Origin of the sequence: Variovorax restrictus (assembly GCF_051216715.1) — a bacterium.
Lineage (GTDB): Bacteria > Pseudomonadota > Gammaproteobacteria > Burkholderiales > Burkholderiaceae_C > Variovorax.
Genome location: NZ_JBPJZH010000001.1, coordinates 3,003,292 through 3,029,236 on the forward strand (window position 1 = coordinate 3,003,292; position 25,945 = coordinate 3,029,236).

The 25,945-nt window shown below is 67.6% G+C and carries 23 protein-coding genes and 3 tRNA genes; 11 read left to right on the forward strand and 15 right to left on the reverse strand.

What is annotated here, in order from left to right; translation table 11 throughout:
• Positions 1-14 precede the first annotated feature (14 nt).
• The 3 genes from ACSFA0_RS14190 to ACSFA0_RS14200 all read right to left on the reverse strand — a co-directional run bounded on the left by ACSFA0_RS14190 (position 15) and on the right by ACSFA0_RS14200 (position 3,226).
• Positions 15-1,481 (reverse strand): malonyl-CoA decarboxylase, encoded by a 1,467-nt coding sequence (locus tag ACSFA0_RS14190; RefSeq protein WP_435450801.1) that lies wholly within the window; start codon positions 1,479-1,481, stop codon positions 15-17.
• Complete coding sequence (locus ACSFA0_RS14195; RefSeq protein WP_435450802.1) at positions 1,478-2,146, reverse strand: GntR family transcriptional regulator; 669 nt, start codon at positions 2,144-2,146, stop codon at positions 1,478-1,480. The genes ACSFA0_RS14190 and ACSFA0_RS14195 overlap by 4 nt, the downstream gene beginning before the upstream one ends.
• Positions 2,147-2,323: 177 nt before the next feature.
• Entirely contained in the window at positions 2,324-3,226 is a 903-nt protein-coding gene (locus ACSFA0_RS14200) for a c-type cytochrome (RefSeq protein WP_435450803.1), read from the reverse strand.
• A 73-nt stretch (positions 3,227-3,299) separates the two neighbouring features.
• Between ACSFA0_RS14200 and ACSFA0_RS14205 the strand changes: the two genes are divergently transcribed.
• From ACSFA0_RS14205 to ACSFA0_RS14225, 5 genes are read left to right on the forward strand one after another with little or no spacing between them, the layout of a single operon-like run.
• Positions 3,300-3,716, forward strand: a complete 417-nt coding sequence (locus ACSFA0_RS14205; protein WP_435450804.1) for a c-type cytochrome — start codon at positions 3,300-3,302, stop codon at positions 3,714-3,716.
• A complete protein-coding gene (coxB, locus tag ACSFA0_RS14210; protein ID WP_435450805.1) occupies positions 3,716-4,678 on the forward strand; it encodes a cytochrome c oxidase subunit II in 963 nt (320 codons plus the stop codon). The genes ACSFA0_RS14205 and coxB overlap by 1 nt, the downstream gene beginning before the upstream one ends.
• Entirely contained in the window at positions 4,675-7,206 is a 2,532-nt protein-coding gene (ctaD, locus tag ACSFA0_RS14215; RefSeq protein WP_435450806.1) for a cytochrome c oxidase subunit I, read from the forward strand. Before coxB ends, ctaD begins: the two co-directional genes overlap by 4 nt.
• A 45-nt stretch (positions 7,207-7,251) precedes the next feature.
• Positions 7,252-8,166, forward strand: a complete 915-nt coding sequence (locus ACSFA0_RS14220; protein ID WP_435450807.1) for a pseudouridine synthase — start codon at positions 7,252-7,254, stop codon at positions 8,164-8,166.
• Between the two features lie 29 nt (positions 8,167-8,195).
• Positions 8,196-8,426: a hypothetical protein gene (locus tag ACSFA0_RS14225; RefSeq protein WP_435450808.1), complete on the forward strand. Its 231-nt coding sequence runs from the start codon at positions 8,196-8,198 to the stop codon at positions 8,424-8,426.
• A gap of 21 nt (positions 8,427-8,447) precedes the next feature.
• Here the strand turns inward: ACSFA0_RS14225 and lgt are convergent, their stop codons facing one another.
• Positions 8,448-9,260 carry a prolipoprotein diacylglyceryl transferase gene (gene lgt / locus ACSFA0_RS14230; protein ID WP_435450809.1) on the reverse strand — a complete coding sequence of 271 codons (813 nt, stop codon included), beginning with the start codon at positions 9,258-9,260 and terminating at the stop codon, positions 8,448-8,450.
• Positions 9,261-9,273: 13 nt separating this feature from the next.
• The gene (locus ACSFA0_RS14235) at positions 9,274-10,239 is read right to left on the reverse strand and encodes a LysR family transcriptional regulator (protein ID WP_435450810.1); all 966 of its coding nucleotides are present in this window, start codon (positions 10,237-10,239) and stop codon (positions 9,274-9,276) included.
• A 248-nt stretch (positions 10,240-10,487) separates the two neighbouring features.
• Between ACSFA0_RS14235 and ilvD the strand changes: the two genes are divergently transcribed.
• On the forward strand, positions 10,488-12,182 hold the full coding sequence (gene ilvD / locus ACSFA0_RS14240) for a dihydroxy-acid dehydratase (protein WP_435450811.1): 1,695 nt from the start codon (positions 10,488-10,490) through the stop codon (positions 12,180-12,182).
• Here the strand turns inward: ilvD and ACSFA0_RS14245 are convergent, their stop codons facing one another.
• Positions 12,183-12,440: a TIGR04438 family Trp-rich protein gene (locus ACSFA0_RS14245; RefSeq protein ID WP_435450812.1), complete on the reverse strand. Its 258-nt coding sequence runs from the start codon at positions 12,438-12,440 to the stop codon at positions 12,183-12,185.
• 102 nt (positions 12,441-12,542) lie between these two features.
• On the opposite strand from ACSFA0_RS14245, the gene ACSFA0_RS14250 reads away from it, so the two are divergent.
• The gene (locus ACSFA0_RS14250; RefSeq protein WP_435450813.1) at positions 12,543-12,848 is read left to right on the forward strand and encodes a c-type cytochrome; all 306 of its coding nucleotides are present in this window, start codon (positions 12,543-12,545) and stop codon (positions 12,846-12,848) included.
• Between the two features lie 24 nt (positions 12,849-12,872).
• On the opposite strand, the gene ACSFA0_RS14255 is transcribed toward ACSFA0_RS14250, so the two are convergent.
• Positions 12,873-13,379 carry a LapA family protein gene (locus ACSFA0_RS14255; RefSeq protein WP_435450814.1) on the reverse strand — a complete coding sequence of 169 codons (507 nt, stop codon included), beginning with the start codon at positions 13,377-13,379 and terminating at the stop codon, positions 12,873-12,875.
• Between the two features lie 97 nt (positions 13,380-13,476).
• Positions 13,477-15,480, reverse strand: a complete 2,004-nt coding sequence (gene acs / locus ACSFA0_RS14260; RefSeq protein WP_435450815.1) for an acetate--CoA ligase — start codon at positions 15,478-15,480, stop codon at positions 13,477-13,479.
• 164 nt (positions 15,481-15,644) lie between these two features.
• Between acs and ACSFA0_RS14265 the strand changes: the two genes are divergently transcribed.
• The gene (locus tag ACSFA0_RS14265) at positions 15,645-16,277 is read left to right on the forward strand and encodes a YqhA family protein (RefSeq protein WP_435450816.1); all 633 of its coding nucleotides are present in this window, start codon (positions 15,645-15,647) and stop codon (positions 16,275-16,277) included.
• Between the two features lie 57 nt (positions 16,278-16,334).
• Here the strand turns inward: ACSFA0_RS14265 and fumC are convergent, their stop codons facing one another.
• A complete protein-coding gene (gene fumC, locus ACSFA0_RS14270; protein WP_435450817.1) occupies positions 16,335-17,732 on the reverse strand; it encodes a class II fumarate hydratase in 1,398 nt (465 codons plus the stop codon).
• 123 nt (positions 17,733-17,855) lie between these two features.
• Between fumC and ACSFA0_RS14275 the strand changes: the two genes are divergently transcribed.
• The 3 genes from ACSFA0_RS14275 to ACSFA0_RS14285 are packed head-to-tail and all read left to right on the forward strand — an operon-like array spanning position 17,856 to position 21,032.
• Positions 17,856-19,409, forward strand: a complete 1,554-nt coding sequence (locus tag ACSFA0_RS14275; RefSeq protein WP_435450818.1) for a fumarate hydratase — start codon at positions 17,856-17,858, stop codon at positions 19,407-19,409.
• A gap of 31 nt (positions 19,410-19,440) precedes the next feature.
• Complete coding sequence (murI, locus tag ACSFA0_RS14280) at positions 19,441-20,247, forward strand: glutamate racemase (protein ID WP_435450819.1); 807 nt, start codon at positions 19,441-19,443, stop codon at positions 20,245-20,247.
• Between the two features lie 14 nt (positions 20,248-20,261).
• A complete protein-coding gene (locus ACSFA0_RS14285) occupies positions 20,262-21,032 on the forward strand; it encodes a PA3715 family protein (RefSeq protein ID WP_435450820.1) in 771 nt (256 codons plus the stop codon).
• Here ACSFA0_RS14285 and ACSFA0_RS14290 read toward each other — a convergent pair.
• The 6 genes from ACSFA0_RS14290 to lon all read right to left on the reverse strand — a co-directional run bounded on the left by ACSFA0_RS14290 (position 20,999) and on the right by lon (position 25,886).
• Positions 20,999-22,315 (reverse strand): MFS transporter, encoded by a 1,317-nt coding sequence (locus ACSFA0_RS14290; protein ID WP_435450821.1) that lies wholly within the window; start codon positions 22,313-22,315, stop codon positions 20,999-21,001. The genes ACSFA0_RS14285 and ACSFA0_RS14290 overlap by 34 nt on opposite strands.
• A gap of 7 nt (positions 22,316-22,322) precedes the next feature.
• Positions 22,323-22,958: a DUF6806 family protein gene (locus ACSFA0_RS14295; RefSeq protein WP_435450822.1), complete on the reverse strand. Its 636-nt coding sequence runs from the start codon at positions 22,956-22,958 to the stop codon at positions 22,323-22,325.
• 22 nt (positions 22,959-22,980) lie between these two features.
• A tRNA-Leu gene (locus tag ACSFA0_RS14300) sits at positions 22,981-23,073 on the reverse strand.
• A gap of 81 nt (positions 23,074-23,154) precedes the next feature.
• Positions 23,155-23,228, reverse strand: a tRNA-Cys gene (locus tag ACSFA0_RS14305).
• An 85-nt stretch (positions 23,229-23,313) separates the two neighbouring features.
• Positions 23,314-23,389 (reverse strand) — tRNA-Gly (locus ACSFA0_RS14310).
• Between the two features lie 55 nt (positions 23,390-23,444).
• Positions 23,445-25,886 carry an endopeptidase La gene (gene lon, locus ACSFA0_RS14315; protein ID WP_435450823.1) on the reverse strand — a complete coding sequence of 814 codons (2,442 nt, stop codon included), beginning with the start codon at positions 25,884-25,886 and terminating at the stop codon, positions 23,445-23,447.
• Positions 25,887-25,945: the final 59 nt, after the last annotated feature.

Consider the following 25,945-nt stretch of genomic DNA (forward strand, 5'->3'; position numbering starts at 1 on the left):
AATGAACGCGCGGGTCAGCCCTTGAGGAACAGGCCGTCGACATCGCCCGACACCGCCACTTTGCCCTGCGCGAGCAAGGCGCGGTGCTTGTCGAGCCGCTTGAGATCGTAAAGATAGTTGACCATGAGTCCGTAGGACTGCTTCACGCCCTTCGGCGAGGGGTCTCCGGCCCAGTTCAAACGTTCGACGCGGGCGCCGTTGCCCAGGTGGAAGCGCGCCACCGAGTCGACCGGCTTGCCCTCGACGGTGGCACGGCCCAGGTACTCGGCCGCGCACTGCATCAGCATCTGCCGCACCGGCGACTTCGGCTCGAGCGTGAGCGCCTCGTCGGCCGCGGCCAGCAGGCGCTCGGGCGTGGGCGGCAGCGAACCGAGCGATCGGCCCAGTTCGGCGGCGCGCTTGTCGTCCAGCCGCAGCAGCATCTCGGCGGCGTGCTTGCCGAGCCAGTGCCGGAAGCCCGGGATCGGCGACAGCGTCGCGAAGACCTTGAGCTTGGGAAACTCCGCCTGCAGCGTTTCGACGACACGCTTGATCAGCGAATCGCCGAAGCTCACGCCGCGCAGCCCGGTCTGCGTGTTGCTGATGGAATAGAAGATCGCGGTGGTCGCCTTGTCGGCGGTGGCCAGCGCCGCGGCCTCGTCGAGCAGCGGCACGATGCCGTCGCTGATGTGGTCGACCAGCGCAACCTCCACGAAGATCAACGGCACGTCGGGCAGCCGCGGGTGAAAGAAGCCGTAGCAGCGCCGGTCGCTGTCGAGCCGGTTCTTCACGTCGGCCCAGCTCTTGATGTCGTGCACCGCCTCGTACTGGATCAGCTTCTCGATCAGCGAGGCCGGCGAATCCCAGCTGATGCGGCGCAGGTCGAGGAAGGCCACGTCGAACCAGGTGGAAAACAGATGCTCCAGCTCGGCGTCGAGCGGCACGAAGCGGCGCTCGCCCTTGACCTGCGGCAGCAGCTCCGCGCGCAGGTCGAGCAGGAAGCGCATGCCCTCGGGGTCGATGGTGAAGCGTTGCAGCAGGCGCGCCCGCGGCGACGCGAGCGCGCGGCGCAGGTGCACCTCGGCCTGCCCTTCGTCGGCGGTGCCGACGGCGGCCTCGTGCCGCGCCCGTGCACTGCTGAGCTTCTTGCCGTCGGGGGCGAAGCGTTCGCTGATGAGCAGCCACACGTCGCGCCGCTCGGCCGCGTCGAGTTCGGCGTACCAGCGCATCACCTCGCAGGCGCGTCGCCCAGCCTCGACCTCGCTGACGCGGGCGTCGACCACGGCCTGCAGCTCGGTCAGCGCACGCCGCAAGGCGCGGGGCGCCATCGCCTCGCCATGGCGGCGCAGCGTGGCGTCGAGCCGTTCGCTCAGGGAACGCGGTGGCAGCTCGGGCTTGGTCGTCTTCTTCGGTGCGGGCGCGGCGACGACGGCTTTCTCTTTGGCGGCGGCCGGGGTGCGCAGACGCGACACGCTGCGCGAGATCCAGGTGGAAGCATTCATGAGACGAGCCTCGATTTCTGTTGGAGCGCCACGGCGCGCAAGGCTTCGCGCTGGCGATGGAGGTGGGTGCGCATGGCGGCCTCGGCGCCGTCGCTGTCGTGCGCCTTCAACGCGGCGAACACCGCCAGGTGCTCGGCCAGGCTCTGCTCCAGCCGGCCGGGCGCCTTCAGCTGCTGCAGGCGCGCGAGCTTCAGGATCTTGCGCAGGTCGCCGATCACCTGCGCGAGCCAGCGGTTGTCGGCCAGCGTGATGATCGCCTCGTGGATGGCGAAGTTGGTCGCGTAGTAGGCGTTGATCCGCTGCGCCTTGGCATTCGCCTCCAGCTGCGCGTGCAGCGTGGCGAGCGCCTCGATGTCGGCGTCGCTCGCGTTGCGTGCGGCCTCCCAGGCGCAGCGTCCTTCGAGCAGCGCGATGACGGGGAAGATCTCGTCGAGATCGCGCTGCGTGACCTCGGCCACGAAGCAGCCCCGTCGGGGTTCATGGCGCAGCAGCCCTTCGGCCGTGAGCACCTTGAGCGCCTCGCGCAGCGGCGTGCGGGAGATTTCGAGCCGCTCGCACAGCGCCGTCTCATCGAGGAAGCTGCCGGGCTTGAGCGACCCGGCGAAGATCTCTTCCCGAAGGGTGACGGCGACCTGGTCGTGCAGCGAATTCGGGACGAGGCGCATGGAGGCTCCGGTGGCGGCGCTGGGCCTGGAATCCGGTTTCGCCAACCAACGGCGCATCCGTAATTTCAGGTAATTACAGATAATTATGAGGAGGTCGATGCGAATCGCCAAGGTCTTGCAGGGCGGGACAAACCCTTGCCCGCCTCGTTCCTGTGCCGAGCGTGGCACCTCCAACGATCAATCGAGCGTCGCCAGAAAAGCCGCCATGTCGCGCGCGTCGCGCTCGCTCACGTTCATCGCCGGCATCGCGGTCTGCGGGTCGAAGCGCTTCGGGTCACGCAGCCACTGCGCCATGTTGTCCGGGGTGTTGGCGAGCGCGCCGGCGATCTTCGGGCGCCGGGCCAGCCCCTCCAGCGGCGGCCCGACGGCGGGCGTGGACCCCGAGATGCCGGGGATGGTGTGGCAGGCATTGCAGGCGTACTGGTACATGGCCCGCTCGCCCCGGCGCAAGTCGACCGCGCTGTCGGCCACCACCGGCGCGCGGGAACACCGGGTCGTGCCCGAGGGCGGCGCCGTGGTTTGCCCGTCGGGCTGCCACGGCCCGGCCACACCGACCTCCCGCGCCTGTGCGGAGAATGCTGCGGGCGACAGCGCAGGCAGCGTGCCGAGGAACGCGACGACGGCCCACAGGTCGCGGTCGTCCAGGTGGAATTCCCAGGCCGGCATGCCGCTCATCTTGATGCCGTGGCGCGTCAGCCAGTACAGCTCGCGCGGTCGCCAGCGCTGTGGCGCATCGACGAGGGGCCCCGGCACCGGCTGCATGCTCTGCCCGATCGAACTCTGTGCCACGCCGGGCGCGCCGTGGCACTGCACGCACTTCTCGACGAAGCAGGTGATGCCGCGCGCGATCAGTGCCGGGTCGTCGAGCGGCGGCGGCTCGATGTCGCGCGCGCGCAGTCGCACCGATTGGCGCATCGCGACTTCCAGCAGCGAATAGACCTGTTGGGTGTGCTGCGCGGTGGCGGCGACGTTGTAGAGCCCGCCGAACACCATGACGGCGGCGGCCACCACGCCCACCAGTGCAAGCACGGCCGTGGTGAGCAGGACGGTGAGGCGACGGCGGGGTCCGGCTTTCGACATTCGCGGCATTGTCTGACGCGATCGGTGAACGCCGTGTCGGCGCTGAACGCGTCTTCGCCGAGAGAATCGACGCATGCCGACGGCTCCGCGCTTCCCTCCTTCCGGCCTTCGTCGCCTGGCGTGGCGGAGCGTGCTTGCCGCGGCCATGCCGGCCTGGTTCGCCGGGTGTGATCAAGGGCCGCTGCCCTTGCCGCACGCCGAGACAAGCGCGTCGCAGCAAGAGCTCGGGCGGCGGATGCTGGCCCAGTACCAATGCGGCAGCTGCCACGCCATCCCCGGCGTCGATGCGGCGCGGGGCCTGGACGGCCCGCCGCTGGACGGCTTCGGGCGCCGCAGCTACATCGCCGGTCATGTGCCCAACGCACCCGATGCGCTGGCGCGCTGGATCGTCGAGCCGCACGCTCTCGCGCCCGGCACGCCGATGCCGGCCATGGGCGTCGCCCCCGACGACGCGCGCGCCATGGCCGCGTACCTGCTGGCGCTGCGCTGATGGACCCGAGCGCGCACCAGTCCGCCCTCCATCCCGCGGGCCCCGTGGCGGAGATGCTCTTCGGCGTGACCGGCGTGATCACGCTCGGTGCGGTGCTGATCTTCGTGGGGGTGATGGGCCTGCTGGTGTGGGCGCTGCGCCGTCGCAAGACGCCGACGGGCGACGACGACGCACGTGACCGCTCGCATGCGCGACGCCTGATCCTCGGCGGCGGCGTGCTCTTCCCGGTCGTCGTGCTGACGGCGCTGTTCGTCTACAGCATCCACCATGCGCCGCCGTGGCGCGAGATCCCGCCACGCGATGCGCTGGTGATCGGCGTGACCGGCCACATGTGGTGGTGGGACGTGCGCTACCGCGACCCGGCGAGCGGGCGCGAGTTCTCCACGGCGAACGAGATCCGCATTCCCACGGGCCGCCCGGTCTACCTGGGGCTCGGCAGCGCCGACGTGATCCACAGCTTCTGGGTGCCGGCCCTCGGCGGCAAGATGGACATGCTGCCCGGCCGCGTGCAGCACCTGCTGCTGCAGGCCAGCACGCCGGGCGTGTACAGAGGCCAGTGCGCGGAGTTCTGCGGCGTGCAGCACGCGCGCATGGCGCTGCATGTCGTGGCGATGGCGCCGGAGGATTTCGAACGCTGGCTCGCGGCCCAGGCGCAGCCGGCGCCGGCCCCGCCCACCGATGAACTCGCACGCGGGCGCGATGCCTTCGTGACGAATCGCTGCGGCGCCTGCCACACCGTGCGCGGCGTCACCGAAGAAAGCCGCCTGGGCCCCGACCTGACCCATGTCGGCGGCCGGCTGCACCTGGGTGCCGGCCAGTTGCCGATGAACGCCGACACGCTGGCCGAGTGGATCGGCGATGTCCAGCGCATCAAGCCGGGCGCGCGCATGCCCTCCTCCGAACACCGCCTCGACGCTGCCACGCTGCGCTCGATCGCGCACTGGCTCGCCCACCGCCCATGACCGCTTCCGACAACAACTTGCCCTCGAGCCTGCCACGCCCGCCGGGCGAACGCGAGGCGCTGGAACGCGTGTGGGCGTCGCCGAAGGGCTGGCGCATCTTCAGCGCGGTGAACAACACCGAAATCGGTGTGTTCTACATCGCCACGGCCATGCTGTTCTTCGTGCTGGCTGGCGTCCTGGCGCTGCTGATGCGCGCACAGCTCGCGCTGCCCGACGGCAAGATCCTCGACGCGGAGACCTACAACCAGGTCTTCACGATGCACGGCACGGTGATGATGTTCCTCTTCGCGGTGCCGATCGTGGAGGCGATCGCCGTGTACCTGCTGCCGGGCATGCTGGGGGCGCGCGACCTGCCCTTTCCGCGGCTCTCGGCCTATGCCTTCTGGGCTTACGCGATCGGCGGCCTCGCCTTCTTCTGCACGCTGTTCTTCGGCGTGTCGCCCGACGGCGGCTGGTTCATGTACCCGCCGCTCACCGGCAAGGAGTTCTCGCCGGGGCTCGGCGCCGACTTCTGGCTGCTGGGCATCGGCTTCATCGAGATCTCGGCGATCGCCGGCGCCATCGAGCTGATCATCGGCATCCTCTTCACGCGCGCGCCGGGCATGACGCTGATGCGCATGCCGGTGTTCGCGTGGGCCATGCTGGTGACCGCGCTGATGATCGTGTTCGCCTTCCCGGCGGTGATCGCGGCGACCACGCTGCTCGAGCTCGAGCGCGCCTTCGACTGGCCTTTCTTCATCCCGCAGCGCGGTGGCGACCCGCTGCTGTGGCAGCACCTGTTCTGGTTCTTCGGCCACCCGGAGGTCTACATCATCTTCCTGCCGGCCGCGGGGCTGGTGTCGATGATGGTCTCGGCGCTCAGCCGCACGCCGCTGGTCGGCTACCGGGCGGTGGTCTATGCGCTGATCGGCGTGGGCATCATCAGCTTCGCGCTGTGGGTGCACCACATTTTCGCGGCCGGCCTGGGCAGCACCTCGATGTTCATCGTGTCGGCTGCGAGCTTCGCGGTGGCGGTGCCCAGCGGCGTGCAGGTCTTCGCCTGGATCGCGACCTTCTGGCGCGGCTCGGTGCGCTTCGACACGCCAACGCTGTTCCTGCTCGGCTTCCACTGCATCTTCGTGCTGGGCGGGCTCACCGGCGTGATGGTGGCGGTGCTGCCCTTCGACTGGCAGGCGCACGACAGCTATTTCATCGTCGCGCATCTGCACTACGTGCTCATCGGCGGCATGGTGTTCCCGGTGTTCGCGAGCCTCTACTACTGGGCGCCGATCTACAACGGAAGGCAGTTGTCGGAACGCTGGGGCCGCTGGGTCTTCGGCCTGATGTTCGTCGGCTTCAACGCCAGCTTCCTGCCGATGCACCTCACCGGCCTGCTGGGCATGCCGCGGCGCGTCTACACCTACCCCGATCACCTGGGATGGAACGCCCTGAACATGCTGTCGAGCGTCGCGGCCTTCGTGTTCGCGGCGGGCGTGTTGGTGTTCCTCATCGACGCGTGGCGCGCGCTGCGCGGGCCGCAGATCGACCACGGCAACCCCTGGCGCGCCGGCACGCTCGAGTGGCTGCCGGGTCGCGATTACGGCGTGCGCAGCATCCCGCAGATCGATTCGCGCGAGCCGCTGTGGAGCCGGCCGTCGCTGCCCGACGAGGTCGAGGCTGGCCGCCACTGGCTGCCCGGCACGGCCACCGGCAAGCGCGAGACGCTTATCACCGGCGTGCTGGACGCGACGCCGCGCCACGTGCTCGTGCTGCCGACCGACGGCTGGAGCCCCTTCATCGCGGCGGCGGGCACGGCCGGCTTCTTCCTCCTGCTGACGGTGAGCCAGGTGGCGCTGTCTGTGGCCTGCGGCGTGCTGGCCATCGCCGCCATCGTCCACTGGATGTGGGGCAGCGACCGCGTCCCGCCGATGGCCACGGCACAGGTCGCCGACCGGGTCGCGCTGCCGATCGGCGCGGCCGGGCGCCGATCGCATTCGTGGTGGGGCACCATCGTGCTGGTCGCCGTGGACCTCACGATCTTCGGCTGCTTCGTCTACTCGCACATGCATGTCGCGATGCTCGGCGATGTCTGTCCGCCGCTGGGCGCCACCTTGCCCGCCGGCCATTGGCCCGCCGCTTCGGCCGCGCTCTGGATGACCGGTTCGCTGGCCATGGTGGGCGCGACGCGCGCGCTCGGCGACGCATCGGCCGCCCGACAGCGCCGCATGCGCTGGTGCGTCGTGCTGGCGCTGGGTTGCGCGTGCGCGGCCTTCGCGCTCGACGTCTACGGCCATCGCAGCGTCGGCCTCGAACCCGACGCGCAGGCCTGGAGCGCCACGGTCGGCGTGCTGCTGGGCTACCAGGGCTTCCACCTGGCGGTGCTGGCGATCATGGGCGTCTACCTGCTGGCACGCAGCCACACGGGGCTGATCGCACCGCAGGCCCGCGCCACGCTCGACAACACGGCGGTGATGTGGCACTGCGTCACCGTCCAGGGCATCGTCGGCATCGCGACCGTGCGGGCGATGCCGTGGTTCGCGGGGTTGTAGGCGACGAGCGGATGCCGGCTTGCAGCACCGGTACATTCACGCATCGTGAGCCGCGCCACCCAGACCCTTTCTCCTCCTCTGCCCACCCGTGACGGCGTCGGCCCCAGCACCGTGGGACTGCCAGCCGGCCAGTGGCCGACCATGCTGGCCTTCTTCGTCGAGCGCTTCCCCGCCGTGACGGAAGCGTCGTGGCGCGAGCGCATGGCTGCCGGCGATGTGGTCGACGACGCGGGCCGCGCCATCGAGCCCGACGAGCCCTACCGCGGCCACCAAAGGCTGTACTACTACCGCACGCTCGCCGACGAACCGCGCATTCCGTACGAAGCGCAAGTGCTGTTCCAGGACGCGCATCTGCTGGTCGCCGACAAGCCGCATTTCCTGCCCGTCACGCCTGGTGGCCAGTACGTGCAGGAGACGCTGCTGGTGCGGCTCAAGCGGCAACTGGGCATCGACACGCTGGTGCCGGTGCACCGTATCGACCGCAGCACGGCCGGGCTGGTGCTCTTCAGCACCGACCCGGCGACACGCGGCGTGTACCAGGCGCTCTTCGCGGAGCGCCGCGTCGAGAAATCGTACGAGGCGGTCGTGCACTGGCCGGCGGGGCACGCGCTCGTGCCGGTCTATCGCAGCCGCCTCGAAAGTGTCAAAGGCAAGATGCCGGTGTGGGAAGCGGCGGGCGAGCCGAACGCCGAAACGCACCTTGAACTGCTGGAGATGATGGGCACCGACCGCGCGCGGCTGCGCCTATCGCCGGTCACGGGGCGCACGCACCAGCTGCGCGTGCACTGCGCCGCGCTGGGCATGCCCATCGTCAACGATCCGATCTACCCGACCTGGTTGCCGGTCGGCAGCGAACGCTTCGACCAGCCGCTGCAACTGCTCGCGAAGACACTGGCATTCGTCGACCCGCTGAGCGGCGTGACGCGCCGCTTCGCGTCGGCGCTGCGGCTGACGGGCTGAATCGGACCGACTGCGCCAGAATCGAGCGGATGAACAGCGCTTACTCTTTCTCCCTCCGCCCTCTCCTGTGCGCCGTGCCGCTGGCCTTCGCCCTCGCAGGCTGCGGCACGCCGGCCTACGAAGTCGTCACCTACCCCGACGGCGCAACGCGGACGCCGAACACGGCCGATGCCGTGGGTTACTGCAAGGAGAAAGGCCTGACGGCACGCATCCTGGAGCGGGCGCCCGGCCAGACCGGCGTCATGTTCCGCTGCATCTGAGCGGAATCCGCCGGCCGGGTCTTAGGCCGCACGCCGCTTCGGCGCCGTGGCGTAGAGCCAGATGCCGAAGGCGATCATCGGCACGCACAGCCACTGGCCCATGCTCATGTTGAGCGCCAGCAGGCCGAGGAAGTCGTCGGGCTCGCGGAAGTACTCGGCGATGAAGCGCATCGCGCCGTAGCCGATCAGGAACACGGCCGACACGCGGCGCTCGAGCCGTTCCTTGCGGGCGTAGAGCCAGAGAATGACGAAGAGCAGCAGCCCTTCGAGCAGGAACTGGTACACCTGCGACGGATGCCGCGGCAGCATCGAGCCGCTCTGCGGAAACACCATGCCCCACGGCAGCTCGGGGCTGCTGAACCGGCCCCACAGCTCGCCGTTGATGAAGTTGCCCACGCGCCCGGCGGCCAGCCCGGTCGGCACGCAGGGCGCGACGAAGTCCATCACCTGCCAGAACGGCCGCGCACGCGACTTCGCGAACCACACCATCGAGCCGATCACGCCCAGCAGGCCGCCGTGAAAGCTCATGCCGCCCTGCCAGACCATGAAGATCTCCAGCGGGTGCGTCAGGTAGTAGCCCGGCTTGTAGAACAGGCAGTAGCCCAGCCGACCGCCGACGATGACGCCGAGCACGCCGAGGAAGAGGATGTCCTCCACGTCCTTGCGGCTCCACACGCCCTGCGCGGCCAGCGACCGGTACGGCTCATGGCCGAGCCGGCGCGTGCCGAGGAAGAAGAACAGCCCGAAGGCGGCGAGGTAGGTCAGGCCGTACCAGTGGATGGCCAGGGGCCCGATCTGCAACGCGACCGGGTCGATGTGGGGGTACATGAGCATCCGGCGATTGTGCCTATGCCGTGTGCCGATTCGGCGACGTCGGCAGCACGTCGCGTTCGGCCACGAAAGCGACGAAGCGCCTCAGCGCCGCGTTGTCGGCCGAGGCGGGCCACACCAGGCTGGTCTCGCAGCGCGGCAAGGGCGTGGCCTTCTGCCGTCGCGTGGCCGGCGCGAAGGCATCGGCGGCGCGATACACCACGCCTTCACGCCGGAACTGCGTGACGCTCTCCGGCACCCATGCCACACCGAGCCCGCCCCAGACGAGGTTGACGATGGTCTGCATCTGGATCGCTTCCTGCGCGACTTCCGGCGCGCGGCCCGCAGCGTGGTACAGGCCGAGGATGGCGTCGTGCAGCGACGGCACGATGCGGCGCGGGAACAGCACCAGCGGCTCGGCCAGCACATCGGCGAACGCCAGCCGATCGGCGCGCGCGAGCGGGTGCGCGGCAGGCAATGCGAGCACCAGCGGCTCGTCGGCGACCGGCAGGCGCTCCAGGCCGGGCGGTGCGAAGCCGGGCGAATGCAGCATCAGGCCGGCATCGATCTCGCCACGCGCCAAGCCTTCGAGCTGCACGTCGCCGGTGGCCTCGACCAGTTCCAGCGCAACTTCGGGACACAAAGCCCGGAACTCGCGCACCCAGACCGGCAGCCGCTCGAAGCCGATGGTCGACACGAAAGCGAGCCGCACGCGCCCCACCTCCCCGGCCGCGGCAGCGCGCGCACGCGCCGGCAGCGCCTGCGCGCGCTCGAGCATGTCGCGCACGTCGGGCAGCAGCGCCTCGCCGGCCGGCGTGAGCGCCACGCGGCGGCGGGTGCGGTCGAACAGCACGATGCCCAGCGTCTTCTCCAGCTGCGCGATGGCCTGGGTAACCGGCGGCTGTGTCATGTGCAGTCGCTGCGCGGCACGACCGAAGTGCAGCTCTTCGGCTACCGCCACGAACTGGCGCCAGGCCCGCAGGTCGATGAGCGTTTCCTTCATAGGCCAAGCATATCAATCGACCCATCGAAATGGATTGGAAGCAATCAATCAAAGGGCGGATACTTGAGGTCGCTCATCCGAAAAATCCAGCGCTGCGCGCACGCCCGAAGCCGATGAAGGCGGCGCGGCAAGGTGCCAGGGCACCCGCGGAACTGGCTTTGCCAGGCCGCTGGGTGCGCCCTCTTGAGGGGGAGGTGCCGCAGGCGCATCGGGGGTGGGCTTCATTCAACCCACGATAAGAGACCCCCATGGCCAACACACCCCTGCAAATCAACCGCCGCAGCGCCAACATCGTCGAAGGCAAGTCGCGCGCGCCCAACCGCTCGATGTACTACGCGATGGGCTACGAAGAGAGCGACTTCAAGAAGCCCATGGTCGGCGTGGCCAACGGCCACAGCACCATCACGCCTTGCAACTCGGGCCTGCAGAAGCTGGCCGACGCGGCCATCGAGGGCATCGAGGAAGCCGGCGGCAACGCGCAGGTGTTCGGCACCCCGACCATTTCCGACGGCATGGCCATGGGCACCGAAGGCATGAAGTACTCGCTGGTCAGCCGCGAAGTCATCAGCGACTGCATCGAGACCTGCGTCGGCGGCCAGTGGATGGACGGCGTGCTGGTGGTCGGCGGCTGCGACAAGAACATGCCCGGCGGCATGATGGGCATGCTGCGCGCCAACGTTCCTGCTATCTACGTCTACGGCGGCACCATCCTCCCCGGCCGCTACAAGGGCCAGGACCTGAACATCGTGAGCGTGTTCGAAGCTGTCGGCCAGAACGCGGCCGGCAACATGAGCGACGAGGATCTGCTCGAAATCGAAAAGCGCGCCATCCCCGGCACCGGCTCCTGCGGCGGCATGTATACCGCCAACACCATGTCGAGCGCCTTCGAGGCCCTCGGCATGTCGCTGCCCTACTCGTCGACCATGGCGAACCCGCACGACGAGAAGCAGAACTCGGCGAAGGAATCTGCCAAGGTGCTGATCGAGGCGATCAAGAAGGACCTGAAGCCGCGCGACATCGTCACCAAGAAAGCCATCGAGAACGCGGTGGCCGTGATCATGGCCACCGGCGGTTCTACCAATGCGGTGCTGCACTTCCTGGCCATCGCCCACACGGCCGGCGTGGACTGGTCGATCGACGACTTCGAGCGCATGCGCAAGAAGGTGCCGGTCATCTGCGACCTGAAGCCGTCCGGCAAGTACCTCGCGGTCGACCTGCACAACGCCGGCGGTATTCCGCAGGTCATGAAGGTGCTGCTCAAGGCGGGCCTGCTGCACGGCGATGCGATGACGATCACCGGCCAGACCATCGAGGAAGTGCTCAAGGACGTGCCGGACGTGCCGCGCGCCGACCAGGACGTGATCCGCCCGATCGACCGCCCGATGTACGCCGAAGGCCACCTGGCCATCCTCAAGGGCAACCTGTCGCCCGAAGGCGCGGTCGCGAAGATCACCGGCCTGAAGAACCCGGTCATCACCGGCCCGGCGCGCGTGTTCGACGACGAGCAGTCGGCGCTGGCCGCGATCCTGGCCGGCAAGATCGTGGCCGGCGACGTGATGGTGCTGCGCTACCTCGGCCCCAAAGGTGGCCCCGGCATGCCCGAGATGCTCGCGCCGACTGGTGCGCTGATCGGCGCGGGCCTGGGCGAAAGCGTGGGCCTGATCACCGACGGCCGCTTCTCCGGCGGCACCTGGGGCATGGTGGTCGGCCACGTGGCGCCCGAGGCCTATGCCGGCGGCACGATCGCCTTCGTGAACGAGGGCGACTCGATCACCATCGACGCGCACGAGCTGAAGCTGGAGCTGAACGTGCCCGAAGCCGAAATCGCGAAGCGCCGCGAAGGCTGGAAGGCCCCGGCGCCGCGCTACACGCGCGGCGTACAGGCGAAGTTCGCCTTCAATGCGTCGAGCGCCAGCTCGGGCGCGGTGCTCGACAAGTACTGATCAACGCCTTTTGGCGCGGTTCGACTTGCTGCTCAGCAACCCGAGGTTGCTGCGTTGGCGGTCGATCCGCGCCTGTTTGCGGACGTTCTCGCGCTCGATGATCTTGCGCTTGGTGTAGCCCGACCAGTCGGCCCAGGCCCACCACGCCAGCGCCAAGGCGAACGGGATCAGCACGACCCACCACGACCATTGCGCGACGGGCCCGATTTCGAGGTATTTCAGGATCACGCCCAGCACGCCGAGCATCAGGAACCACATGTCGCACCTCCGGTGTTGCACTCCGCACGGCGCGCAGGGCCATGGTGGCGCTGCCTACAATGCATTCGAAAGAATGTAACCCACTGTTCCACGGACTGCCCCATGAAAAGAGCATTTGTGTTGGTTGCGCTGAGCCTCGGCGCAGCCGCGCCGGCCCTCGCCGACCTGGCGCTGGCGACCTCCAAGAACTGCATGAGCTGCCACGCCGTGGAGCGCAAGGTCCTCGGCCCGTCGTTCAAGGACATCGCGGCGCGCTACAAGGACAACAAGGCGGCGCCCGACATGCTGGCCACCAAGATCATGAAGGGCGGCGCCGGTGTCTGGGGCCCGGTGCCGATGCCGGCGAACACGCAGGTCAGCGACGCCGATGCGAAGAAGCTCGCGGCCTGGGTGCTATCGACCAAGTAACCGGCCCGCAACCAGGCTGAACGCTCAGAAGCGCGGCGCCGGCGGCGTGATCACGGTCGGCGCGACCGGTGTGGTCGGCACCACCGCCACCGGCGAGCGGCGGTCCAGCCGGTCTTCGAGCTGGCCGACATGCGCGGCGAGCGTGTTCTCGAGCTGTTCGACCCGCGCGATCAGCGCGGCGTGACGCTCGGCGTTGCGGCTCATGTGGGTGTTTTCCTGCGACTCCAGGAAGTTGCGCAGTTCGGTGAAGCGCGATGCTTCGGCCTTGTCGGCGAGGTCGCGCTGCACCTGCATTTCCTTGGTGTGGCGTCGCGTCTCCAGCAGCACCGAACTCTGGAGGTAAATCACATAGGCGATGAAGAGGATGCCCAGCAGCACCGTCAGCCCCAGCATGATCATGCCCAGCGGTGCGGTGACCTGCATGAAGCCCAGCGACATCAGCGTCGGCGTGGCGAGCGTGCCCCAGTTGAGCGCGGCGAGTGCGGCAATGACCAGCACCACGAAAAGCAGGATGCCTGTTCTGATACCCATGTGATTCTCCCGAAGACCGTTGTGTCGAAGGAGAAGTTGTAGCGCATCGGCGCCGGCGCCCCTGTCGGACACCGACGCCGCACGCGGACGGGCTTCTTCAGAAGGCCTTGCCCAGCTGATCCAGGATCGCGGGGTTCTCGAGCGTCGAGGTGTCCTGCGTGATCGCCTCGCCCTTGGCGATGGAGCGCAGCAGCCGCCGCATGATCTTGCCGCTGCGCGTCTTGGGCAGGTTTTCGCCGAAGCGGATGTCCTTGGGCTTGGCGATCGGCCCGATCTCCTTCGCGACCCAGTTGCGCAGCTCGGTGGCGATCTTCTTCGCCTCTTCGTCGCTGGCCGGTCGCCCGCGCTTAAGCACGACGAAGGCGCAGACCGCCTCGCCGGTCACATCGTCGGGGCGGCCCACCACGGCGGCTTCCGCGACCAGGTCGGTCTTGGCGACCAGGGCCGACTCGATTTCCATCGTGCCCAGGCGGTGGCCCGACACGTTCAGCACGTCGTCGATGCGCCCGGTGATGCGGAAGTAGCCGCGATCTTCGCTGCGCACCGCGCCGTCGCCGGCGAGGTAGATCGTGCCGCCCATCTCTTCGGGGAAGTAGCTCTTCTTGAAACGCTCCGGATCGTTCCAGATGGTGCGGATCATCGAAGGCCACGGCCGCTTGATGACCAGCATGCCGCCTGCGCCGTTGGGCAGGTCCTTGCCCGTCTCGTCGACGATGGCGGCGGCGATGCCCGGCAGCGGCAGCGTGCACGAGCCCGGCACCAGCGGCGTGGCGCCCGGCAGCGGCGTGATGACGTGGCCACCGGTTTCGGTCTGCCAGAAGGTGTCGACGATCGGACATTTCTCGTGGCCGATGTTCCGGTGGTACCACATCCAGGCTTCCGGGTTGATCGGCTCGCCGACCGAGCCCAGGATGCGCAGGCTGGACAAATCCCAGTTCTTCGGATGCACCTTCTCGTCGGATTCGGCCGCCTTGATGAGCGAGCGGATCGCCGTCGGCGCCGTGTAGAAGATCGAGACTTTGTGCTTCTCGATCATCTGCCAGAAGCGGCCCGCATGCGGGAAGGTCGGCACGCCTTCGAAGATCACCTGCGTGGCGCCCGCCGCCAACGGGCCGTAGGCGACGTAGGTGTGGCCGGTGATCCAGCCGATGTCGGCGGTGCACCAGAAGACGTCGTCCGGGCGCAGGTCGAAGGTCCAGTCCATCGTGAGCTTGGCCCACAGCAGGTAGCCGCCGGTGGCGTGCTGCACGCCCTTGGGCTTGCCGGTGGAGCCCGAGGTGTAGAGGATGAACAGCGGATGCTCGGCGCCCACCGGCTCCGGCGCGCATTCGTCCTGGCCCTCGATGGCGCTGAGCACCTCGGTGAAGCTCTTGTCGCGGCCCTCGACGCGCGCCCAGTCGCTCAGCGTGCGCTCGTACACCAGCACGCTCTTGATCGATTCGCAACCGCCCATGGCGATGCCGTCGTCGACGATGGCCTTCAACGGCAGCTCCTTGCCGCCGCGCAGCTGGTAGCTGGCGGTGATGACCGCCACCGCACCAGCGTCGATGATGCGCTCTTGCAGTGCCTTGGCCGAGAAGCCGCCGAACACCACGCTGTGCGTGGCGCCGATGCGCGCACACGCCTGCATGGCGATGACGCCTTCGATCGTCATCGGCATGTAGATGATGACGCGGTCGCCCTTGCGGATGCCTTCGGCCTTGAGCGCGTTGGCGAACTGGCTCACGCGCGTGAGCAGGTCGCGGTAGCTGATGGTGGTGACGGCGCCGTCATCGGCCTCGAAGACGATCGCGGTCTTGTGCTCGACCGGCGTGCCCATGTGCCTGTCGAGGCAGTTGGCCGAGGCGTTGAGCTCACCGTCGTCGAACCATCGGTAGAACGGTGCGTTCGACTCGTCGAGCGTGCGGGTGAAAGGCTTCGTCCACACCAGGTTCTCGCGGGCCAGACGGGTCCAGAAGGCGTCGGGCGTCTTCTCGGCCTCGGCGCACAGCGCCTCGTACGCCGCCATGCCGCTGATGCGCGCGCCCTTTTCGGCGGCGGCCGGCGGCGGAAACACCCGGTTCTCGACCAGGACGGATTGGATGTTCGATGTTTGGCTCATTGTTGTCTCCTGCCAGGGTGGAATGCGGGCGTAATGTCTGCCGCGGCACTTACGGATGACTGACGGACATGGTAGCGACGGCGCAAGGGCTTCACCGTGCGGACGCGGGCCGACCCTAGAATCCGGGCTCTTCCGCTCTCGTGCTCCCTCACCTCGTCCCCCCGATGGCCACCCCCGACCCCTTCGATCCCCAGAACCCACCCGCCATTCGGCGCACCTCGCCCATGCGGCCGCTGCCGCGGCTCATCTTCGCGAGCCGCTGGCTGCAGTTGCCGCTCTACCTCGGCCTGATCATCGCGCAGGGCGTGTACGTGGTGCACTTCCTGGTCGAACTGCTGCACCTGGTCGAAGCCGCCTTCGGCAGCCAGACCGCGCTGCAGGCGCTGGTCACCAGCATCGGCTACAAGACGAACGCGCCGGTCGCCGCGCTCAACGAGACGGTGATCATGCTGGTGGTGCTGGCCCTCATCGACGTGGTGATGATCTCCAACCTGCTGATCATGGTGATCGTCGGCGGCTACGAGACTTTCGTGAGCCGTATGGACCTCGAAGGCCACCGCGACCAGCCCGAGTGGCTCAGCCATGTCAATGCGTCGGTGCTCAAGGTGAAGCTGGCCACCGCCATCATCGGCATCAGCTCGATCCACCTGCTCAAGACCTTCATCAACGCCGACAACTACACCGACCGCGTGCTGATCGCGCAGACGGTCATCCACATCGCGTTCCTGTTCTCCGCGATGGCCATTGCGTACACCGACAAGCTGATGAGCGGCACGTCCAGCGGCAAGTCGCACTGACCGGAAGCCCAACGAAAAAAGCCCCGGTCTCCCGGGGCTTTTTCGTTGCGGACGCGATCAGCGACCCGTCATGTTTTCCGGGACCACCCACTCGTCGAACTGCTCGCCGGTGAGATGGCCCGACGCCACGGCCGCCTCTCGCAGACTCGTGCCTTCCTTGTGCGCCTTCTTCGCGATGTAGGCCGCCTTGTCGTAGCCGATGTGCGTGTTGAGCGCGGTCACCAGCATGAGAGAACGCTGGACCAGTTCGGTGATGCGCTCGCGGTTCGGCTCAATGCCCACGGCGCAGTGGTCGTTGAAGCTCACCATGCCGTCGGCCAGCAGGCGCACGCTCTGCAGGAAGTTGTGCGCCACCATCGGGCGGAACACGTTCAGCTCGAAGTTGCCCGATGCGCCACCGAAGTTGATGGCGACATCGTTGCCGAACACCTGCGCGGCCAGCATCGTGACCGCTTCGCTCTGCGTCGGATTGACCTTGCCGGGCATGATCGACGAGCCGGGTTCGTTCTCCGGGATGCTCAGCTCGCCGATGCCGCTGCGCGGGCCGCTGGCCAGCCAGCGCACGTCATTCGCGATCTTCATCAGGCTCGCGGCCAGCGTCTTGAGCGCGCCGTGCGCATGCACCAGCGCATCGACCGAGGCCATCGCCTCGAACTTGTTCGGCGCAGTGACGAAAGGCAGGCCCGTGAGCGTGGCGAGCTCGGCTGCGACCTGTTCGGCGTAGCCCTTGGGCGCATTCAGGCCGGTGCCGACCGCCGTGCCGCCCAGCGCCAGTTCGCCCAGGTGCGGCAGCGCGGCGCGCACATGCGCCTCGCCGTGCGCGAGTTGCGCGACGTAGCCCGAGAACTCCTGGCCCAGCGTCAGCGGCGTGGCGTCTTGCAGATGCGTGCGGCCAATCTTCACGATGTCCATGAAGGCGATCGACTTCTGTTCCAGCGTGCCGCGCAGCTTGGCGATGGCGGGCAGCAGTTTGTGCGTCAGCGCCTCGACCGCCGCCACATGCATGGCCGTCGGGAACACATCGTTGCTCGACTGGCTGCGGTTGACGTCGTCGTTCGGGTGCACCAGCCGCCCTTCCCCACGCTCGCCGCCGAGGATCTCGCTGGCCCGGTTGGCCAGCACCTCGTTGACGTTCATGTTGGTCTGCGTGCCGGAGCCGGTCTGCCAAACGACCAGCGGGAACTCGCCCGGATGCCGGCCCGCGATAACCTCGTCGGCCGCCGCCACGATGGCCTGCGTCTTCTTCTCGTCCTGCAGGCCGAGCGCATGGTTCACCACCGCCGAGGCCCGCTTGACCTGCGCCAACGCCTTGATGATTTCCTTGGGCTGCGTCTCGCCAGAGATGTCGAAGTTCTGCAGCGAACGCTGCGTCTGCGCGCCCCACAGCTTGTCGGCGGGGACCTCGATGGGGCCGAAGGTGTCGCGTTCGACGCGGATGTTGGAGGGGGTCGTCATGAGAGAAAAGGTCCGCTGTCAAAATGGAGGGCGTGCTTGCCCGAAGGAAGCACCAAAAGTCCGCCAGCATAGCCCGAACGAGAACGACTCGCATTTCCTCGAGCGTCCAACCACGAGAACGTCATGACCACCACGATCCAGCAGGCCGACCTGATCGAATCGATCAGCGCCGCGTTGCAATACATCAGCTACTACCACCCCGCCGACTACATCGCGCACCTGGCCAAGGCCTACGAGCGCGAGCAGAGCCCGGCGGCGAAGGACGCCATTGCGCAGATCCTGACCAACAGCAAGATGAGCGCGACCGGCCACCGCCCGATCTGCCAGGACACCGGCATCGTGAACGTGTTCCTCAAGGTGGGCATGGACGTGCGCTGGGGCGGCTTCACGGGCAGCCTCCATGAGGCCATCAACGAAGGCGTGCGCCGCGGCTACAACCACCCCGACAACACGCTGCGCGCGTCGGTCGTGGCCGATCCGCAGTTCGACCGCAAGAACACCAAGGACAACACGCCCGCCGTGATCTTCACCGAGATCGTGCCCGGCGATAAGCTGGAAGTGACGGTCGCGGCCAAGGGCGGCGGCAGCGAAAACAAGAGCAAGCTGGCCATGCTCAACCCCGGTGACAGCGTCGTCGACTGGGTGCTCAAGACGGTGCCCACCATGGGGGCCGGATGGTGCCCGCCCGGCATGCTGGGCATCGGCATCGGCGGCACGGCCGAGAAGGCCGCGCTGATGGCCAAAGAAAGCCTGATGGACGACCTCGACATGCACGAGCTGCAGGCCAAGAAGGCGTCGGGCGCCGAGCTGACGAAGGTCGAAGCGTTGCGCATCGAGCTGTATGAGAAGGTCAATGCGCTGGGCATCGGCGCGCAGGGCCTGGGCGGCCTGGCCACCGTGCTCGACGTGAAGATCCAGATGTACCCGACGCACGCCGCGAGCAAGCCGGTCGCGATGATCCCGAACTGCGCGGCCACCCGCCATGCGCACTTCACGATGGATGGCAGCGGCGCGGTCTACCTCACGCCGCCCTCGCTCGACCTGTGGCCGGACGTCGACTGGAAGCCCGACTACAAGAAGAGCAAGAAGGTGGACCTCGACGCGCTCACGCCGGCAGAAGTGGCGAGCTGGAAGCCGGGCGACACGCTGCTGCTCAACGGCAAGATGCTGACTGGCCGCGACGCCGCGCACAAGCGCATCGCCGACATGCTGGCCAAGGGCGAGAAGCTGCCGGTGGACTTCACCAACCGCGTCATCTACTACGTCGGCCCGGTCGACCCGGTGGGCGACGAAGCCGTGGGCCCCGCCGGCCCGACCACCGCCACCCGCATGGACGGCTTCACCGAGATGATGCTGGCGCAGACCGGCCTGATCGCGATGATCGGCAAGGCCGAGCGCGGCCCGGTCGCCATCGAGGCGATCAAGAAGCACAAGAGCGCCTACCTCATGGCCGTGGGCGGTGCCGCCTACTTGGTCAGCAAGGCGATCAAGACCGCCAAGGTGGTGGGCTTCGCCGACCTCGGCATGGAAGCCATCTACGAGTTCGACGTGGTCGACATGCCGGTGACGGTGGCGGTCGATGCCGGTGGCACCAGCGCGCACATCACCGGCCCGGCCGAGTGGCAAAAGCGCATCGCCTCGGGCGAGTTCAAGACCATCGCGGTCGCTGCGGCCTGAGTTGAAGCCGCAGGCGATCGAACCGGCCCTCGTGGCATCGAACGGCGATCGCCCGATCGGCGTGTTCGACAGCGGCATGGGCGGGCTCAGCGTGCTGGCTGCGCTGCGCGCCGAACTGCCACACGAAGACTTCGTGTACTTCGCGGACACGGCCTATGCGCCGTACGGCGAGCGGGGCGACGCCTATGTGATCGAGCGTTCGCTTGCCGTGGCCGGGCAGTTGGTGCGCGAGCACCGGATCAAGGCGCTGGTGGTGGCCTGCAACACGGCGACCACCGCGGCCATCCACCTGCTGCGCGCGGCGCACCCGGCGCTGACCATCGTGGGCCTGGAGCCGGGCCTCAAGCCGGCGGTCGCGGCGAGCCGTACCGGGCATATCGCAGTGATGGCCACGCGTGGCACGTTGGCGAGCGCCAAGTACGCCGCGTTGCGCACCGCGGTCGCCGGCACCGCCGATGTCCGGCCCGTGCCATGCGACGGTCTCGTGAAGGCCATCGAAGGCTTCGACACCGCAGGCATTGCCGCGCTGTGCGAGCGCTACATGCAGGAAGCCGGCCCCTTCGGCGAAGGCGCGGCCGACGTCGACACGGTGGTGCTCGGCTGCACCCACTACCCGTTGGTGATCGACGAGTTGCGCAAGCATGCACCGGCCACGCTGCGTTTCATCGACACCGGCCGGCCAGTCGCGCTGCACACGCGACGCCTGCTGGGCGCGGCGGGCCAGCTCGCAAGCGATGCCTCCGGCAACGGCACACTGCGCCTGGAGAGCAGTGGCCAGGTCGCCGCGCTCGACGTCGCCGCGGCACGATGGCTCGGGCTTTCTTCCGCGGCAGCCTGAGCCGATTCCGCCTCATGCGTTTTTTTCGCCATGCCGCCCTTCTCCTGGGCATTTCGGCTGCCAGCCTGAGCCATGCCGCGTGCGAGAGCGGCCTGGCCGAACGCATGCATGCACGGCTGCATCCCGACCGGCTGCTCGATGGACGACTCGCGGCCTGCAAGCCGTGGTCGGGCGCCCTCGGCCGTATCGTCGTCGTGCTGCCGATGCCGCGTGCGTCAGGCGACCCGGGCGCGGCGACGGTCTACGACCTCGATGTGTTGCTGGTGCAGCGTCCGGACAACGGCAACACCGAACGCGACATGGTCATCGGCCGGTTGTTCCAGGCCGAGGCGCTCGACGAGGAAGCCATCGCCATCCAGGAAATCCTGGTCGACACCGGCCGCTACGTGCTGGCGCCGGACGCGCGCGCCTTCGGCCTGCGGGTGCGCTACCGCGGTACGACCCGCGGCGATACTTTCGCGAGCGAGACCCTGCGCCTGTACGTCATGCAGGGTGGCAAGCTGCGCGAAGTGATGCAGGAGGTCGAACTCGACAACGAGAGCGGTGAATGGAACGCCGACTGCACCGGCCGCTTCCGGCAACTGCGCTCGATGCTCTCCACCCGGCCGAGCCGCAACGGCGGCTTCGCCGATCTGGTGCTCGCACGCACGGTCGTCCAGAGCCGCGGGCAGATGCAGGAAGACGGGCGCTGCGCGGAGCAAGCCCAGCCGGCGCACTATGGCACGGTGGTGCTGCGCTACGACGGCGAGCGCTACCGCGTGCCGACGATGCTGCGCACGCCCTGAGTCGTGCTCAACGCGGCTTCGCGACCGCGCTGCATGCGGATCGGCAACAGCAGCAGCAGGCCCCCGACGAAGAACACCGCGGTCGCCAGGATGGCGATCCGCTGGTTGCCGCCGGTGGCCCAGGTGATGGCGCCGTAGCTCAGCGGGCCGACGATGCTCGCCAGGCGCGTCGCGAAGGACCACAGGCCGAAGAACTCGGCGCTGCGTGCCGGTGGTGCGAGGTAGCCCGTCATGGCGCGTCCGGCCGACTGGCTGGACCCCATCGACAGGCCTGCGAGCGCCGCGGCCCACCAGAAGCCGCCCTTGGTCGTGACCGACGCAGCGATCACGCACACGCCGATCCACGTGACCAGCGTGAGAGCCAGCGCCGGCCGGTGGCCGATGCGGTCTTGCAGGTACCCGAAGGCGAACGCACCGATGGCGGCCGCGAGATTGAGCACGAAGATCAGCACCATCGTCTCTTGCGGCAGGAAGCCGATCACTTGCTCGGCATAGATTGCGGCCAGCGTGATGGCGACCGCGACACCGGCTTGGTAGCAGACGGTGCACGCCAGCACCCACATGAAGTCGCGGTAGCCGCGCGCCTCACGGAAGCTCGTGCGCAGCTGCGCCCAGGCGCCCTCCCGCGCACGTTCGGGCTGCGGCTGGGCGCGCTCGGGCAGCAGCGCGAAGGTAACGCACGCCGCCAGCCCATAGACCGCTGCGGTGATCAGCATGGTGACCGGCACGAAATGCGACGCCGGCAGGCCGCGCGCCTGCGACCACAGCACGTACGCCAGGCACACGCCCAGCGTCAGCATGCCGCCCACGTAGCCGAAGCCCCAGCCCCAGCCGCTCATCTTGCCCATGCCCTCGGGCGTGGCGAGCTCGGGCAGGAACGCGCCGGTCAGCGACTCGCCGTAGGAATAGAAGGTGTTCGAGACGACGACCATCGCCATGGCGAGCAGCACGGCGTTCGCGCCGGTCAGCTGCGGCGTCAGCGCCAGGGCTGCGGTCGCCACCACGCACCCTGCCGTCGCCGTCATCAGCACGCGCTTCTTGGCGCCATGGCGGTCGGCCCAGGCGCCGATGGCGGGCATGGACACCATCACCAGCGCGTAGGAAACGCTCAGTGCCGCCGTCCAGGCAAAGGTGGCCCACGCCGCACCTTGCGCAATGCCACCGACGAAATAGGCCGCGAACACGGCCGTGATGACGACGGTGGTGTAGCCCGAGTTGGCGAAGTCGTACATCACCCAGCCGAACACCTCGCGCTTGCGCACGCCAGGACGCAGCGCGGACATGGCCGACTTAGTGGAGGTGGCGCGGCCGGCGACCGCCGCCGTGGCCGCCGGCGCCCGGCCCGCCCGGACCGCCGCCCCGCGGGCGCTTGCCGATCTCGAGCGAATTCACCAGCGCGTCGAAGCGATCGCCGAAGAGCTTGTCGATCTCGGCCACCACGCCGCCGAGTTCCGCCCCGTCGAAATGGCGCTCCATCAGGTTCACCACGTCTTCGACCAGCAGGTCGCGCTGGACCTGCATGATCGCGGCCGGGTTGGGGCCGACGAACAGCATGAGGAAATCGTCCCGGGAATCGTCCTCGGGGTTGCCCTCTTCCTCGTCGTAGTCGGTGTCGTAGAAGGTGACTTCGATGGCTGCGCCCTGCTCCGCGAGCTCGTTCAACGCCATGCACATCTCGTCGAGTTCCTGGCGGAAGTCCTCGTCGCCGGGCACGGTCCAGCACATCTGCAGCATGTGCTCCTTCTGCTCGAAGCGGATGCCGGGCTCTTCCTCGTAGGCGCTGGTGGCGCCGTCAGCCAGCGACTTGGCGCCGGCGTACTTCCACAGCGGCGCGAGCGCCTCCTGGATCTGCGCGAAGGTCACGTCCGAACGCAGCGGCACATCGCCATGCACATGGATTTCGAATGGAGCGTTATAGCGTGGCATGTCTTGCTCCCTTGTCATGCGGTGGTGCCCGGAACCGGGGTCGAACCGGTATGCCCCTTATGCAGGAAGCGGCGGATTTTAAGTCCGATGTGTCTACCAATTTCACCATCCGGGCCGGTATGGGCAACGAAGATAACCCAAAACAAAACAGCCCCGACAACGACGGTTGGCGGGGCCTGTGAAAGACTTGAAACGATGGAGGCGCGACCCGGAGTCGAACCGGGCTAGACGGATTTGCAATCCGTTGCATAACCGCTTTGCTATCGCGCCACGCTTTATTCTGTGCCGTCTTGAATTCTTCGAATTCTTTGTCGTCGCGAAAAAAAGGGAAGCCGGAGCTTCCCTTTTTCAAAACTGGAGCGGGATAAGAGACTCGAACTCTCGACCTATACCTTGGCAAGGTATCGCTCTACCAACTGAGCTAATCCCGCGTTTCGAGCCTCAGATTATAGAACACTTTTTCAAGCGTCTACAAGCTTCCCGGAGTCAATGCTTGATCGACCCCTCAGCCGGCGCTGCCGCGCGCTGCTTCGACAACTCGGCGACAGCCGCGGCAGAAGCCGCCACCTCTTCGTCGGACAGCGGCGTGGGCATCTTCTCGAGCGCGATCTCCAGCACCTTGTCGATCCACTTCACCGGCACGATCTCAAGGCCGTTCTTCACGTTCTCGGGGATGTCCTGCAGGTCCTTGGCGTTCTCCTCGGGGATCAGCACCGTCTTGATGCCGCCGCGCAGCGCGGCCAGCAGCTTTTCCTTCAGGCCGCCGATGGCGGTGACCTCGCCACGCAGCGTGATTTCGCCGGTCATCGCGACGTCGCCGCGCACCGGGATGCCGGTCAACGCGGACACGAAAGCCGTCGTCATCGCCGCACCGGCGCTCGGGCCGTCCTTGGGCGTCGCGCCGTCCGGCACGTGGATGTGGATGTCGCGCTTCTCGAAGACATCGTCGCGGATGCCCAGGCGGTGGGCACGGCTGCGCACCACCGTGCGTGCCGCCTCGACCGACTCCTTCATCACATCGCCGAGCGAACCGGTCCGGCTGATGATGCCTTTGCCAGGCATCGCGACAGCTTCGATGGTCAGCAGATCGCCGCCGACCTCGGTCCACGCCAGGCCCACGACCTGCCCCACCTGGTTCTGCTTCTCGGCCAGCCCGAAGGTGTACTTGCGCACGCCGAGGAAGTCGTTGAGGTTGGCGCCGTCGACTGTGACCTTGGGCGTCATCATCTTGAGCAACAGACCCTTGACCACCTTGCGGCAGATCTTGGAGAGCTCGCGCTCGAGCGAGCGCACGCCGGCTTCACGCGTGTAGTAGCGCACGATGTCGCGCACCGCTTCTTCGGTGATCAGCAGCTCCTCTTCTTTCACACCGTTGTTCGTCATCTGCTTGGGCAGCAGGTACTTCAACGCAATGTGGGTCTTCTCGTCTTCGGTGTAGCCCGCGAGCCGGATGACTTCCATCCGGTCGAGCAGTGCCGGCGGGATGTTCATCGAGTTCGAGGTCGCCACGAACATCACGTCCGACAGGTCGAAGTCGACCTCGACGTAGTGGTCGCCGAAGGTGTGGTTCTGCTCCGGGTCAAGAACTTCGAGCAGCGCGCTCGACGGGTCGCCGCGGAAGTCGGTGCCCAGCTTGTCGATCTCGTCGAGCAGGAACAGCGGGTTGCGCGTGCCGATCTTCGTCAGGCCCTGCAGCACCTTGCCCGGCAGCGCGCCGATGTAGGTGCGGCGGTGGCCGCGGATCTCGGCCTCGTCGCGCATGCCGCCCAGCGCCATACGGGTGTACTTGCGCCCCGTCGCCTTGGCGATCGACTGCCCGAGCGAGGTCTTGCCTACGCCGGGTGGGCCGACCAGGCACAGGATCGGCGCCTTGACCTTGTCGACGCGCTGCTGCACCGCGAGGTATTCCAGGATGCGGTCCTTGACCTTGTCGAGACCGTAGTGGTCTTCGTTGAGCACCGCTTCGGCATGCGCCAGATCGTGTTTGATCTTGGTCTTCTTGCTCCAGGGCAGACCGATCAGCACGTCGATGTAGTTGCGCACGACCGTGGCCTCGGCCGACATAGGCGACATCAGCTTGAGCTTCTTGAGCTCGCCTTCGGCCTTCTTGAGCGCGTCCTTGGGCATCTTGGCGAGCTTGATCTTCTTCTCGATCTCCTCGATGTCCGCACCGTCCTCGCCCTCGCCCAGTTCCTTCTGGATCGCCTTGACCTGTTCGTTCAGGTAGAAGTCGCGCTGGTTCTTCTCCATCTGGCGCTTCACGCGGCCGCGGATCTTCTTGTCGACGTTGAGGATGTCGACCTCGCGCTCGAGCTGGCCGTAGAGGTTCTCCAGCCGCTCCTTGATGCTGTCGAGGTCGAGCACCGCCTGCTTGTTGTCGAGCTTGAGCGGCAGGTGCGCGGCGATGGTGTCGGCCAGGCGGCCCGGGTCGTCGATGCTGGAGATCGAGGTGAGGATCTCCGGCGGGATCTTCTTGTTGAGTTTGACGTACTGGTCAAACTGCTGCATCACCGCGCGACGCAGCGCCTCGATCTCGGTGCCCTTCTGGGCGGTGCCCTCGAGCACCTCCACCGGCGTGACGTTGGCGGTGAAGTGCGTCTCGCCGTCATGGATGCTGTTGACGCGCGCGCGCTGCTGGCCTTCGACCAGCACCTTCACGGTGCCGTCGGGCAGCTTGAGCATCTGCAGGATGGTCGATACGCAGCCGACCTCGAACATGTCCTCGACGGAGGGCTCGTCCTTGGCGGCGGCCTTCTGGGCCACCAGCATGATGCGGCGTTCGGCTTCCATGGCCAGCTCGAGCGCCTTGATGCTCTTGGGGCGACCCACGAAGAGCGGGATCACCATGTGGGGGAACACGACGACGTCACGCAGCGGCAGCAGCGGCAGGTCGATCGCGTCGGGGGGCAATGGGGTGTGGCCGGACATGCGAATCCTCGGAGTGATCAGGCAGAAGTGGCACGCGCCGCGCGGATTTCAAGCCCCGG